We start from the raw sequence: 13,082 nt of genomic DNA on the forward strand, positions 1-13,082 counted from the left end.
CAATTATATGGGCACAACCTTCATGAGGAAGTAAAAAGGGAAAAAGATGAGACATACTTCCTCATAAAGGATTCATGAGGAAGTAAAAAGGCAAAAAGATGAGATTAACTTCCTCATAAAGAGTACATGAGGAAGTAAAAAGGTAAAAAAATGAGATTAACTTACTCATATGAAGTTCATAATAAATCCCACGTCTTTTAAGAGATTTAAAATCGAAGTTTTCATTAAATTCTGTTTAAATTAATAGGCAAATAAATAGATTTCATTTATACTATAATTTGTAGTTTTAAAGAATTATTGGTAAAAATTTGTCAATTATTTGACAACTATTTTAAATAGTGAGGGGAATTTAAATGAATATCGTAGTAGTAAATGGTTCACCTAGAGCAAATGGTCGAACTAGATTCTTAGCAAAACAAATCGCAGATTCTAATAATTTTACAAATTTAGATTTAGCATTTGAACAAGTTCCTCTTTATAATGGGGAAGCTGAACAAAAAGAAATAGAAGCAGTTAAAGCAATTAGAGAATTACTAGTTAAAGCTGATGGAATCGTTATTTGTACGCCAGAGTACAATAATGCGATGAGTGGAGCTTTAAAAAATCTAGTTGAACTATTAGGCTCTGAGCCATTTAAGAAAAAGCCAATTTCATTATTAGCAGTAGCTGGTGGTGGAAAAGGTGGTATAAACGCTTTAAATAGTATGAGAACTGTCATTCGTGGGGTTTATGGAAATGCATTACCAAAACAACTAGTTTTAGATCCAGTTGATTTTGAAAATGATACAGTTGTGAAGCCTGAAACTTTTGCAAAAGTAGCTGAAGTGATTGATGAATTAAAAGAATATGTACAAAAAGAAATTTTATATAAAGAATACATAGAATCAAATAGTGTTTCTAAGTAATAAAAATGGTCCTAATCAATTATTGGTTAGGACCATTAAAAATAGCTTAACATTTTTTGTTAAGCTTAAAGTAAAAACGATTTATCATTTACCTTTCTAATAGGAAAATTTACTTTGTATCGTACCGCGATCATTCTAATTGCTGTAGTAATTAGAAAACAAATATACAAAGATTGCAGTTTAGTAAATTCACCATGTGTAAATAAAATTGTAATAGAGCCAATAATTGCTGCAATTGCATAAATTTCTTTTCGGAATACAAATGGAATTTCTCTTGCGAATACATCTCGCATAATTCCACCACCAATTCCAGTAATTAAACCCATCGAAATAATTAAAAAAGAACCTTTTAAACCGTGATCAATTGCTGAATATGAACCAACAGCCGTAAAAACACCTAAACCAATTGCATCAGTTATGATTAAAGTTGATTGGAACTGCATTGTTCGTTGGTAAAATAACCATGTTACAATTGAAACGACTGTACTTACGATAAAGTATTGAGGTTTTGCGAAAGCATTCGGTACCGTTTGACCTAAAATAATATCACGAATTAACCCTCCGCCAAGCGCAGTACAAGCTGCTAAAAAAACAACACCAAATAAGTCCAATTTCTTTTGAATACCAACCAAAGTACCAGAAATGCTAGCAGCTATAATCCCTGCATAAACAAAAACCTCGATCAAAATCATCCATTCTATCCCCTTAATTCCATTTTCTATGATTCATTTTAGCAACAGGTTGGGACTATTACAATATTAAAATAACTTTGAAAACGCTTCATTTAAAAAAAATTTTTTACATAAAAAATTTACAGTATTTTACATAAAATTCACTTGAATATATAGATTGGAGAGGTTAAAGTGCAAAACGAATTTAAACAACATAAAAATAAAATTGTATCAAAAGAAATTCAATTAATAATGGACAAATTTAATATTGTCGGGTGTCAAGCTGCTGCTGTTTTAAAAGATAAACTGATTTGGTCTGACGCTTATGGTTATCGTAATTTAGAAACAAAAGAATTAGTTACAGAAAATACGATGTTTCGAATTGCTTCCATTTCAAAACTTTTTACAGCTACAGCAATCATGCAATTAGTCGAAAGAAAATTAATAGATTTAAATCAAGATATTAGTCATTATTTAGGTTTTAAAATAAGAAATCCTAAATTCCCTAATTCTTCTATTACGTTGAAACAAATTTTAACTCATACATCTTCACTTAACTCAGACGATGCTTCAAATAGTGTTTATGCAAAGTATATTAAAGATGGACATTCAAATTTTTCATTACAACTTACAGATTTATTAGATGAAAATGGAAAGTATTTTACGAAAGATATATGGGGAGATTGGAAACCAGGCGATCATTGGATGTATTCAAATATTGGCGCGATCATATGCGGTGCTATTATTGAAAAAGTCACTAATGTACGCTTTGACCAATTTATCAAACAAAATATTTTTGAACCGCTAGAAATGAAGAATGTAGCTTTTTCATATTCTAATTTTAACAAACGCCATGAACTTGCAAACCTATATGAGAAAAATAAACATACAAATGAATATAAAGTAACGATTGATGATGTTAGGCAGAGTGGATATTCGAAAAATCATTGGGATCAATACATCATCGGTAATCATGGAGGATTATTTGAACCTCAAGGTGGACTAAGGACTTCCGCAGTTGAATTAAGTAAGTTTTTACGGGCCCATATGTTAAATGGGAGTTTAAATGGACAACAAATTCTTGAACAAAATACGTCAAAATTAATGACATCAATTCAATGGTCTAGAGAAGATAATAATCACTTCTTTAGTAAAATGGGGCTTGGTTTTCATATTAGCCACGACTTCTTACCAGGCTACAAAGAAATGATCGGGCATGCGGGTGAAGCATACGGATTAATCAGCAACTTATATTGGCATGAAGAAAAACAATTTGGCATGATTTTTATTATGAACGGAAGTCAGTTTGATTTATCTGAAAATTCAAGATTCGAAGTAGAAAAAGAATTAGCAGAAGTTATTTATAAGCATGTTATTGAAGAACGATTACTAAAACAGGTGTAGGGTAAATAATTAAGAAATAGGAATTCTTTGTCCTAAACTACAATTTTTTATATCTGTTAAATCGTGGAGTAAAAATACTATCTATCAGACTTAACTTGTTTGAATAACTGCAGTCTAAGTTACAAGGATCTATTTTTCAATAGGTCTTTTTTTATTTGTAATATAAACTTCCAATTAAATTTTCATCAATTTTTCATAAAACTTTTATATAATAATTTCCGATCAAAAAAATGGAGGGAATTTTAATGAACTACTCAATATTTAAATTAATAAATAGTTTTGCTGGCAAATGGCCGGCATTAGATAATGCAATGATACTTTTATCTAAATCTGCCATTTTAATCGTAATTGGACTTTTATGTTATTTATGGATTCAAAAAGGTAGCGAACGTAAGCATACAGCTTTTTATATCGTTTTAACCCTTATTTTAGCATTAGGTGGTAACTTTATTATCCATCAATTTTATTACCATGCACGACCATTTGTTAATCACCATGTGACGAAACTGATTTCACATTCATCCGATTCATCTTTTGTAAGTGATCATGGAACATTAGTATTTTCTACTTCACTTATTTTATTACTTAGAAAAGATCGTTTAGGTTTGATTTCACTTGTTTGGGCGATATTAGTTGGTATTTCACGAATCTTTGTTGGGGTACATTATCCTTTTGATATTATTGGTGCATTTATTTTGGCTGGTATAGTTGCGATTATTGTTTTAAAAACATCATCATTAACGGAACCATTAATGAAAATATTATTGGAAATATACGAAAGAATAATAACAAAGTTACCATCTAATATGAAAAAGAAATTAAGTTCCTGATTAAGAACTTAATAGGGGAGACATCTTTTGAAAATTTTATTTGCTGAAGACGATCAAAAATTAGGGAAAATGACAACCCATTTGTTAAAAACACAAACTCCATTTCAAATCGAATGGACTACTAATGGGAAGCAAGCATTGGAATTAGCTACTCACTATGATTTTGATTTACTTATTTTGGACTGGATGTTACCTGAAATTAGTGGTTTAGAAATATGCAAAAAGCTTAGAAGAGATGGATTTAAAGGACCTATCTTAATGTTAACAGCGAGAGATAGTATTAACCACCGTGTTGAAGGATTAGAAGCTGGAGCGGATGACTATTTAATCAAACCATTTGATTTTAGTGAACTTGCCGCAAGAATTAAAGTACTTAATCGAAGGAATTTTGCCCCACTTCAAGATGAAATAATCACGATAGAAGACTTAACATATAATCGGACAAACTTTAGTTTAAGTAGAGGCAATGAACAAATTATATTAACGCAAAGAGAATTACAATTATTTGATTTATTAGTAAAAAATAGAGGGATTGTGCTAACTAGAGAAGTTATTTTTGAAAGAGTTTGGGGAATTGAATCAGAGGTAACAAGTAATGCTGTTGAAGCGTATGTAAAAAATCTAAGAAAAAAAATTGATCCACCAGATCAGAAAACTTATATAAAGAGTGTTAGAGGTGTTGGATATACAATCGAAAAATGAGATCTCATTATTTCAACAAATTAGCAAGCGATTAACATTTTTCAATCTTAGAATTTTAATGATTTTTATTATTTTATTTAATATTTCAGTAGGAATTGTATTATCGTTTTACATTTACTTAGACCAAAAGAGTGATCTAATTACAGTATTAAAGCAAGAGATAAAAGAAGTAAAAATGAGTGCTGCATCTCAAGGTCCAAATGATGACATTACTCAAAAAAAACATAAACGTAAAAATGTTTATTTTAATTATTTTTTAAATAAAAATAACGGATTTGAAATCTATGATGAAACTGCACCCGGGTATACAAAGGATATAGAAAAAGTTTTAAAACAGATTAATCCAAATCATAATAAAGTTGTTATTAAACGAATTGCACCTCATGAAAAAGAAGAACTAAATTTAATGATTGCTGCAGAAAAGGTATATGATTCATCAAATCATTACCTCGGTACAATCTATAGTGGTAAAGATTTATCGTCAGTTATTTATTTAATAAAACAGTTTATCAGTATCTCATTTTTACTCTCAATTATCTTTTGTTTTATGGCGTACTACTTCGGCAAGAAAATTACAAATCAGGCAATGGAACCTATTATTGCATCTTATAAAGAACAACAAGAATTTGTAGAAAATGCTTCACATGAACTAAGAACACCATTATCTGTATTACAAGCTGGTATTGATGTATTAAGCGTTGAACAAGATCGTCTATCTGATTTTGGAAAAGAAACCTTATCCGATTTAAAAAAGGAATTAAGTGATACACGAAATCTAGTTCATCAATTACTGTTTCTAGCAAGACTTGATCATAAACAAATAGCCAAAGTTAATATTGAAGAATTTAGAATCGATGTCTTTTCTGAACAAATTCAAAAAGCTTGGCAATATAAAGCATCAGAAAAAAAACAATTAATAAAGCTATTAAATGAAGAGAAATTTATTGTAAAAACAAATCAAGAAAGTCTGAAACAATTGATTAACATCTTTGTTGATAATGCGATTAAATACTCACAAGACGAACGTATTATTTCGTTAAATTACTACGTAAGATCAGAAAAAAAAGCAAACTATTTCTATTATGAAATAAAGGATAATGGTATTGGAATTGCAAAAGAGCTTCAAGACAAAATATTTAATCGGTTTTATCGAATTGAAGAGCATAGGTCAAGAGATGAAGGGAATACTGGACTCGGTTTATCAATCGCAAAATCGATTATTGAGTCTTTAAATGGAGAAATTATCGTTAATAGCGAATTCGGAAAGGGTAGCAGTTTTAAAATTAAAATTCCGATTTCAAATTTATTTCAAATTAAATCAAATATATAGAAAAATTTTGGGGGAGTTAGAGTTAGATGGAGATTATTAAAAATTTAATTGATCTCATATTGCATTTAGATCAACATTTATTAACTTTTGTGCACAACTATGGGGCAATTACTTATATCATCTTATTTTTCATTATTTTATTGGAAACAGGACTCGTTGTGACACCATTTTTACCAGGAGATTCTTTAATTTTTACAGCAGGTGCCCTTGCTTCCTTACATTTATTGAACTTTTTTGGACTATTAATCCTTTTCATAATCGCAGCTAGTTTAGGTGATTCTTTAAATTATTATATAGGTAAGAAATTTGGAAGTAAATTAAGTAAGAGTAAGAAAATAAATACAAAATACATTCATGAAACTGAAAACTTTTACAAACAAAAAGGTCCTAAATTTATTGTATTAGCAAGGTTTATTCCGATTGTTAGAACATTTGCACCATTTGTAGCAGGGATCGGTGAAATGAACTATTCAAAATTTATTTCATATAACATTTTCGGAGCGACACTTTGGGTTGGGCTAATGGTGTCAATCGGTTACTTTTTTGGAAATATTCCAATTGTAAAAAATCATTTTGGTCTATTAACAATTGGGATCATTTTTGTTTCAATCATTCCAATTGTAATCGATTTACTTAAAAAATTAAGTAAGAAAAGAAATTTGACTCAAAATTAATCATTTTCACTAAATCATAATACTATTTTCATTAAATTTTCACTTTCATTTTGTACATTTGTTGTAGATAAAGGGAGGGAAAATGGATATTGTATTTACTAATATTTTTTCAAAAATTGAAAGGAACAAATCAAAATGATTAGTAATTGGATAAAAAATAAATCTGAGAGAAAATTAATTTATATAGCTTTAGCAATTTCAATCATAATTTTCATCATTGCAGGGTGGAAAGTCTCGCATCGAACTGAATTATTAACGAATATGGGACCTCATATACAAAATGGAATACAACATGGTTTTCATAAAATAAATCCTTTAAAAATGTATGCGAAAGATAAAGGTTCCTTTGGAAGAATAGGTGTATTTGCGGCATTTGTTCTCTTTCCGCTTTATTTTTTAATTAGATTTAAAAAATTAAATGACAAAAAGCAATTTAAAAAATACTTAGGTAAATTATTGAAATGGTGCAAGTTAATACATGTCCCAATCTCGTTAATTACTTTTGCTTTAATTACTGTACACTCTGTGATTATGACTTTTTTTGAATGGAAAACAGATGCTGTTTATATTTCAGGTGTTATAACTTATTTGCTCCTACTTCCATTAGGAATATTCGGTTTTTTAAGATATAAACGAAAAGATAAAAACTGGCATTACTATCTTTCATTTGCAGTTGTAATCTCAATGTTAATTCATACATTCGTTTAATTAATTTGTCTATTCAAAAGAGGTTGATTAGTATGGTAATGCAGCCTAAAATACTTGTCGTTACGTCGAGTTTTGGAAATGGGCATAAAGAAGTATCTAAAGCGTTAAAAAGTGAGTTTGAACATATTAACTTTAACGATGTAACAATTATTGATATTTACGAAGAAGCTTATCCAACAATAAATGTATTTGCAAAAAATATTCATTTGCAATTATTCCAACATGCCCAAACAATTTATAAATGGTTCTTCTATGGGACTGAGAAATTATTTAGTACAGTCATTTTTGACAGGCTTTTAGAATTATGTGGAAAGAATATAAAAAGTATTCTTCAAAAAGAGAAGCCAGATATTATCATTACTACTTTTCCAGTTGGGTCTGTAGCAAAATGGAAAAAATATTCATCACATCCTTGTAAATTATATACAGTTGTTACTGACTATTATATTCACCGTTCATGGATCCATAATGAAATCGATCGCTATTATATCGCGACGGAAGGGTTAATTCATCAGATGGTGAACTTAGGCGTTTCTTTATCGAAAATATTTGTATCTGGTATACCACTTCGCCAAGAATTTAAAGAAATAGATTTTTTAAATGAAGGAACAAGTAATTCGAAATCAAACGATCAAATCTTAATAGTTGCTGGGGCAGTTGGATTATTAAAGGACGTAGAAAAAATGGCCAAGCAGTTACTTGCTGAAACAAAACTTCATATAGCAGTTGTTTGTGGCTATAATCACATACTTTATAATAAATTAAGTAAGTTAAATGAAGAATACAAAGACCGACTACAAGTATATGGCTATGTAAATAATATACGTAATTTGTATAAAAAATCTGACCTGTTAATTACGAAGCCTGGTGGTATTACATTATCAGAATGTATTGCATGTAATTTACCGACAATCCTATATAAACCAACACCAGGTCAAGAAAAAGAGAATTCAAGAATTTTTGAAAATGCTGGTGCTTCAGTTACAGTAAAGTCGTTAAATGAATTAACTTTTTATATTAACCGAATCCTTTTCAAATCAAATCATTTAGAACAAATGAAATCATCTTTAACTGCATTAAATAAAGGGTTTAGTTCACAATTAATTGTCAATGATATTTTTAGTTCAATTATCTTAGAAGCTTTATGACTATAAACTTTATCAATACGTAAAAACACCACAAGGTATGGGAATCCTTGTGGTGTTTGCTTTTATTAAATAGCTAATGATCAATCCTTACAAATTGATATTGGTTTTGTAAACAATGTTCAATAAATCTCTCTAATGCTTTTATTGTATGAATAGGAGCATTCTCATCTGCACCAAATGTATCTCCATTATCATGTAACAATATAATTGATCCTGGTTTCGTTTGTTTTAACAAAAGAGTATAAATGCCTTCACTTCCGTTTTTACTACTCCAATCATTTGCCATTACAGACCATAAAATAATTTGGTACTTCTTTTGAAATAGGAGTGGTAGTGAAACTAATCCCCAAGGTGGTCGATAATATAGTGGCTCACTATTCGTTATTTTTTTAATAATACTTGCAGTCTTTTCGATTTGATTTTTTAAGTATTTTGGACTTAGAAACCAATTACATTTATGTTTATAATTGTGTATTCCTATTAGGTGACCATCTTCATGTATCCTTTTAATGATCGCAGGATACTTTTCTGCCTCTGAACCTAATACAAAAAAAGTTGCTTTAATTGAATGACTTCGGAGTAAATCTAAAAGTAAAGTCGTATAAACTGGATGTGGCCCATCGTCAAAAGTTAAAGCAATTCGTTTTTGACCTTTAGTAGAAACTTGATGGATTGAAAAGAATTTAAATAAACGTGTTAGTAAACTCGGGAATGGACCATAAAGAATAAATAATAATAATAGTAAACCTCCGATTACGCTGAAAATTCTAAGCATAAATTCTCCTTAACTAACTTTAAATAATAATAATCATATAACAATATTATAGTCCAATTTACATTTTCTTGGTAATTAAATGCAGATAATATTATGATGAAATAAGATTGTACTATCGAAAAGTGAGTAGGTGATAAAATGAGAAAGATAATATCGATCCAAGGCCCAATGGCTGGTGGAAAAACAACACTTGCGAAAAGCTTAGAAAAACATTTGAAAAATTTTTACGTAATATATGAAAATCCTATCCAATTGTTCAAAGTAGGAATAATTTAAAACTTGATATACATACATTAGAGGGGTTTATAAAAAATCAGCAATTATTTATTGAAGCAGAAATTAAACGATTTAAGCTTTTTTATAACGAAAATATTCTTTTTGATCGTGGTCCAGAAGACATCGAATTCTATACACTATTTTTTTCAATCGCAAACGGTTATTCATGGGATATAGAATATTATTTAAAAGATGAATTAAATCAACTTAGAAAATGCAGATCTGATTTAATTATTTATTTAGATGCTGAATTTGAAATTCTTGAAAGAAGAAAACAAAAAGATTTGTCAAAAAGAAGAAGTTCATTTGACCAAAATATGAAATTATATCAATATGAAAAAGATTGGTATAAGCAGTTTAACACTAAGTTTATTGATGTAAATGAGAAGGCTTCAATTGAAGTAGAAGAATCAGTCTTGGAAATTTTAACTCATAATAATTTTCTAAGAAAATGAATTTCTCTTTAGTAAAAAGGGATTATACCTATTACATAGAATTAATACATTATACGTTTCAAATTTTCCATTTTTCACTAATGAAGTTTAAAAATGGTATTGAAATACATACACAAAATTGGATAAATATATTTGTGTAAAGAATAAAAATTTTGAGGTGAACAATATGATCGTAGTTACAACTGAAAACATTGAAGGGTATAAACTAGTTGAAGTAAAAGGTCCTGTATTTGGAGTAATTGTACGTAGTAGAGGACTAGGTGGCGATATTTTAGCTGGTCTAAAAAGTCTTGTTGGTGGAGAAATCAAACAATACACTGCAATGCTTGAGGATGCGAGAAAAGAAGCGATGGACCGTATGACTAAAAATGCTAGTGAAATGGATGCAAATGCAATTATTATGATGCGCTTTGATTCAGGTGAAATCGGGCAAAACATGAGTGAAATTGTCGCATATGGAACGGCTGTATTAGTCGAGAAAATATGATTAAAAACCTTGTAATTTCAAGGTTTTTTTACTTCAACTATTAGTCTTAATATTAGGTGCGATAACGATTTTGTTACATCAATTTGTACTAAGGATTGTAAAAAAACCGATAATAAAACCTTATTCAACTACTATTCCATTCACTGTTGTGAATCTGAGGATTCATGTATGGATAAGGCAGTGCATTAGTTGAACAACGCCGCCTGCTTTAGCGATCATTTATTGCAATAAATGATATAACAGTTGGACAAGGATGGCTAATTATACATTTAGTAATCTTGTTCATTCCAGAATGAAAAGAATTATTTATGACACTAAATGTGATTAAAGAGATATGGATAGTACTAATCACAGTGATTAGAAAAGACCGAATCATGGAAAAGCGTGGAATAAACTCAACGTTCATAACATTCAATTAAGCTGTCAATCCTATTTAAGGACTAACTCTAAGAAATACGTCTGAATCCATGAAACCACAGTATTTGGAATCGTTTATACGGTGGTGTTTGTGAGATACTAGAACTGCTATTGGAAATGATTGAGAGGACGCGAATAAATGCAGTATCACTTTCCCGTTATTTTAATACCAGCTCTTAGTCCAGATGATCGACTGATCCATTTGGTTAAGGAATTGAAATCTAAATTTAATCCACATATTATAGTCGTTAACGATGGTAGTGATGCCAAGTACAATGGAATTTTTCAGAATTTACGTAAAGTGGACCAATGTACCGTTCTTGAGCACGCTCACAACCTAGGGAAAGGGATGGCGCTTAAGACAGGCATTTCATATTTTTTAAAAAATTTCTCAAATTCGGTTGGACTTGTGACAGCAGACTGTGACGGACAGCATACACCGAAGGATATTGATCAAGTGGCAAGAGCTTTGATGGCATCGCCAGATAATTTAATCTTAGGAGTGCGAAATTTTGCTGAGGAGAACATACCGTTCCGTAGTCGATTTGGGAACACACTAACTCGCTCAATTTTTAAATATCTAACAGGTTTGTCTGTTACAGATACACAAACGGGCTTACGTGGAATTCCTGTTTCATATATGAAATTTTCACTTAATTTGTCTGGTGCTCGGTTTGAATATGAGTTGAACATGCTTCTAGGCTGTAAACAGCAGGGGATCGACATCAAGGAGACACTAATTGAAACAATCTATTTAGATAATAACAGTAGTTCACACTTTAATCCTCTTGTGGATTCCATCAAAATTTATTTTGTGTTCTTTAAGTTTTTATCATCATCTCTTATTTCTTTTGTCGTTGACTATGGGTTATTTGTGCTATTTATTTTTTTATTAGAACATAGGATTGGCACAAGCGCGGCCGTGTTATGGGCTGGGATTATCTCTCGGGTCATTTCATCAATCGTCAATTACATATTAAATGCCAAAACAGTTTTCAAACATTCGTCTGCAAGGTCTGTCGTACGCTACTATATTTTATCAGGGATTCAAATGCTCGTTTCAGCGTATGGTGTTACTTTCCTACAAGATGCCTTCCACGGTGGAGCTAGTATATTAAAAATTGTTGTGGACTTATTGCTTTCGTTCAGTAGTTTCAAAATTCAAAACGAGTGGGTATTTGAAAAAACTAAGAAACGTCAAAAAGTTAGCAAAACATAAAATTATTTAGGATACTATGATTAGAAATTTTTATGAATTAGGCGGATCTGAGCTAGACGATTCGCTTATTTCTTTGGAAAAGTACGCTGAATCAATTTTTCAAGGCCGTAAGAAAGGTAGCAACTAATATGGTTAATAAATTCATTGGTCGGATTTTAATTGTGTTGTTCACTATTTTAATAATACTGACTGTCGGACTTGGGTTAGTGCATAACCTAATTTTAGATAAAAAAGCAGTTGTAACAAATTCTCTGATTCCGAAAGATTCACCAAAACGAATGATGCTTATCTTTCCGCATCCTGATGACGAGATTACCGTTTCTGGAGAAGTTTTTCGTGAGATTCACGAAGAAAACGCCAAGGTAACGATGGTTGTTTTGACGGAAGGAGAAGCGGGAAAAACAGGTGGTGTAGTCTCGAAGAATGAACTAGGAAAAGCACGCGAAAAAGAAGGAGAGCAAGCAGCAAAAACGCTTGGCGTAACACCTGTTCAAGCAACTTTTCCAGATGGTGAAATTTCTGAAGTCAATCCAATTGAGTTGAAAAACTACATTTATCAACAAATAAAAAAATATAAACCTACGACGATTCTCACTTACGATGATGAAGTGGGATATTATGGGCACCCAGATCATATTTTTGCTGCAAAAATGGTTCGAGAAGTGTTTCGTGAACATAAGGACGATTCGTCTTTTTCTGCTAAAAGATTATACATGGTGACACTGCCCCCGAAAGTCTGGGATGGTGTTTCGAAGTTTGGAAAGAAACTTCGCGAAAAATATCCGCTTAGGGAAAATCAAAGACCTCCGACACCAACTAATGCTGTGTTAGTTAAAGACTATGGTAAGCAGATAGATGAGTTATCTAAGTGTTATAAAACGCAGCAGCAGGCTGTAAATGCATTGCTTCCAGGGCATCGGCAGATTCCTTATTGGATTTATTTTAGGGTGCTAGACAGGGAGTATTTTTATTTGGCTGAAGAGAATAAGTAATGTTTTAAGTTGTTTTGTAAAGTTGACGTGAAAGATTTTTGCTGATTAGTAAAGCTCCCGAAGTTAAGTTCGGGAGTTTTTTTCATGAT

The 13,082-nt window shown here is 30.7% G+C and carries 13 protein-coding genes and 1 pseudogene; 12 read left to right on the forward strand and 2 right to left on the reverse strand.

The window, feature by feature from the left end:
* The first annotated feature begins 353 nt into the window (after positions 1–353).
* The gene (locus tag CN946_RS16700; protein ID WP_098862187.1) at positions 354–905 is read left to right on the forward strand and encodes an NADPH-dependent FMN reductase; all 552 of its coding nucleotides are present in this window, start codon (positions 354–356) and stop codon (positions 903–905) included.
* Between the two features lie 65 nt (positions 906–970).
* Here CN946_RS16700 and CN946_RS16705 read toward each other — a convergent pair whose 3' ends face one another.
* Positions 971–1,597: a trimeric intracellular cation channel family protein gene (locus tag CN946_RS16705; RefSeq protein WP_098429030.1), complete on the reverse strand. Its 627-nt coding sequence runs from the start codon at positions 1,595–1,597 to the stop codon at positions 971–973.
* A 171-nt stretch (positions 1,598–1,768) separates the two neighbouring features.
* Between CN946_RS16705 and CN946_RS16710 the strand changes: the two genes are divergently transcribed.
* The 7 genes from CN946_RS16710 to CN946_RS16740 all read left to right on the forward strand — a co-directional run bounded on the left by CN946_RS16710 (position 1,769) and on the right by CN946_RS16740 (position 8,372).
* The gene (locus CN946_RS16710; RefSeq protein WP_098862188.1) at positions 1,769–2,980 is read left to right on the forward strand and encodes a serine hydrolase domain-containing protein; all 1,212 of its coding nucleotides are present in this window, start codon (positions 1,769–1,771) and stop codon (positions 2,978–2,980) included.
* Positions 2,981–3,225: 245 nt separating this feature from the next.
* Positions 3,226–3,810 (forward strand): phosphatase PAP2 family protein, encoded by a 585-nt coding sequence (locus CN946_RS16715; RefSeq protein WP_176547357.1) that lies wholly within the window; start codon positions 3,226–3,228, stop codon positions 3,808–3,810.
* 27 nt (positions 3,811–3,837) lie between these two features.
* A complete protein-coding gene (locus tag CN946_RS16720) occupies positions 3,838–4,512 on the forward strand; it encodes a response regulator transcription factor (protein ID WP_098862190.1) in 675 nt (224 codons plus the stop codon).
* Positions 4,490–5,842 carry a sensor histidine kinase gene (locus CN946_RS16725; RefSeq protein WP_098862191.1) on the forward strand — a complete coding sequence of 451 codons (1,353 nt, stop codon included), beginning with the start codon at positions 4,490–4,492 and terminating at the stop codon, positions 5,840–5,842. Before CN946_RS16720 ends, CN946_RS16725 begins: the two co-directional genes overlap by 23 nt.
* Positions 5,843–5,868: 26 nt before the next feature.
* Positions 5,869–6,516, forward strand: coding sequence for a DedA family protein (locus tag CN946_RS16730; RefSeq protein ID WP_098862192.1), 648 nt, complete (start codon positions 5,869–5,871; stop codon positions 6,514–6,516).
* A gap of 135 nt (positions 6,517–6,651) precedes the next feature.
* The gene (locus tag CN946_RS16735; protein WP_098862193.1) at positions 6,652–7,224 is read left to right on the forward strand and encodes a hypothetical protein; all 573 of its coding nucleotides are present in this window, start codon (positions 6,652–6,654) and stop codon (positions 7,222–7,224) included.
* 32 nt (positions 7,225–7,256) lie between these two features.
* Positions 7,257–8,372, forward strand: coding sequence for an MGDG synthase family glycosyltransferase (locus CN946_RS16740; protein ID WP_098862194.1), 1,116 nt, complete (start codon positions 7,257–7,259; stop codon positions 8,370–8,372).
* Between the two features lie 73 nt (positions 8,373–8,445).
* On the opposite strand, the gene CN946_RS16745 is transcribed toward CN946_RS16740, so the two are convergent.
* Positions 8,446–9,147 carry a polysaccharide deacetylase family protein gene (locus CN946_RS16745; protein WP_098862195.1) on the reverse strand — a complete coding sequence of 234 codons (702 nt, stop codon included), beginning with the start codon at positions 9,145–9,147 and terminating at the stop codon, positions 8,446–8,448.
* A 138-nt stretch (positions 9,148–9,285) separates the two neighbouring features.
* Here CN946_RS16745 and CN946_RS16750 point away from each other — a divergent pair.
* The 4 genes and pseudogenes from CN946_RS16750 to CN946_RS16765 all read left to right on the forward strand — a co-directional run bounded on the left by CN946_RS16750 (position 9,286) and on the right by CN946_RS16765 (position 12,993).
* Positions 9,286–9,878: pseudogene (locus tag CN946_RS16750) on the forward strand (AAA family ATPase).
* 166 nt (positions 9,879–10,044) lie between these two features.
* Complete coding sequence (locus tag CN946_RS16755; RefSeq protein ID WP_097977451.1) at positions 10,045–10,365, forward strand: YbjQ family protein; 321 nt, start codon at positions 10,045–10,047, stop codon at positions 10,363–10,365.
* A 556-nt stretch (positions 10,366–10,921) separates the two neighbouring features.
* Positions 10,922–12,001, forward strand: a complete 1,080-nt coding sequence (locus CN946_RS16760; protein ID WP_098862196.1) for a bifunctional glycosyltransferase family 2/GtrA family protein — start codon at positions 10,922–10,924, stop codon at positions 11,999–12,001.
* A gap of 128 nt (positions 12,002–12,129) precedes the next feature.
* On the forward strand, positions 12,130–12,993 hold the full coding sequence (locus tag CN946_RS16765; RefSeq protein ID WP_098862197.1) for a PIG-L deacetylase family protein: 864 nt from the start codon (positions 12,130–12,132) through the stop codon (positions 12,991–12,993).
* Positions 12,994–13,082: the final 89 nt, after the last annotated feature.

This window comes from Bacillus sp. AFS053548, assembly GCF_002575105.1.
Taxonomy (GTDB): domain Bacteria; phylum Bacillota; class Bacilli; order Bacillales; family Bacillaceae_G; genus Gottfriedia.

What these genes read in the sequence shown, in the direction of transcription:
- CN946_RS16700 (WP_098862187.1), top strand. Translation starts at nt 354, where the DNA reads ATGAATATCGTAGTAGTAAATGGTTCACCTAGAGCAAATGGTCGAACT.
- CN946_RS16705 (WP_098429030.1), bottom strand. Translation starts at nt 1,597, where the DNA reads ATGATTTTGATCGAGGTTTTTGTTTATGCAGGGATTATAGCTGCTAGC.
- CN946_RS16715 (WP_176547357.1), top strand. Translation starts at nt 3,226, where the DNA reads ATGAACTACTCAATATTTAAATTAATAAATAGTTTTGCTGGCAAATGG.
- CN946_RS16730 (WP_098862192.1), top strand. Translation starts at nt 5,869, where the DNA reads ATGGAGATTATTAAAAATTTAATTGATCTCATATTGCATTTAGATCAA.
- CN946_RS16735 (WP_098862193.1), top strand. Translation starts at nt 6,652, where the DNA reads ATGATTAGTAATTGGATAAAAAATAAATCTGAGAGAAAATTAATTTAT.
- CN946_RS16740 (WP_098862194.1), top strand. Translation starts at nt 7,257, where the DNA reads ATGGTAATGCAGCCTAAAATACTTGTCGTTACGTCGAGTTTTGGAAAT.
- CN946_RS16745 (WP_098862195.1), bottom strand. Translation starts at nt 9,147, where the DNA reads ATGCTTAGAATTTTCAGCGTAATCGGAGGTTTACTATTATTATTATTT.
- CN946_RS16755 (WP_097977451.1), top strand. Translation starts at nt 10,045, where the DNA reads ATGATCGTAGTTACAACTGAAAACATTGAAGGGTATAAACTAGTTGAA.
- CN946_RS16760 (WP_098862196.1), top strand. Translation starts at nt 10,922, where the DNA reads ATGCAGTATCACTTTCCCGTTATTTTAATACCAGCTCTTAGTCCAGAT.
- CN946_RS16765 (WP_098862197.1), top strand. Translation starts at nt 12,130, where the DNA reads ATGGTTAATAAATTCATTGGTCGGATTTTAATTGTGTTGTTCACTATT.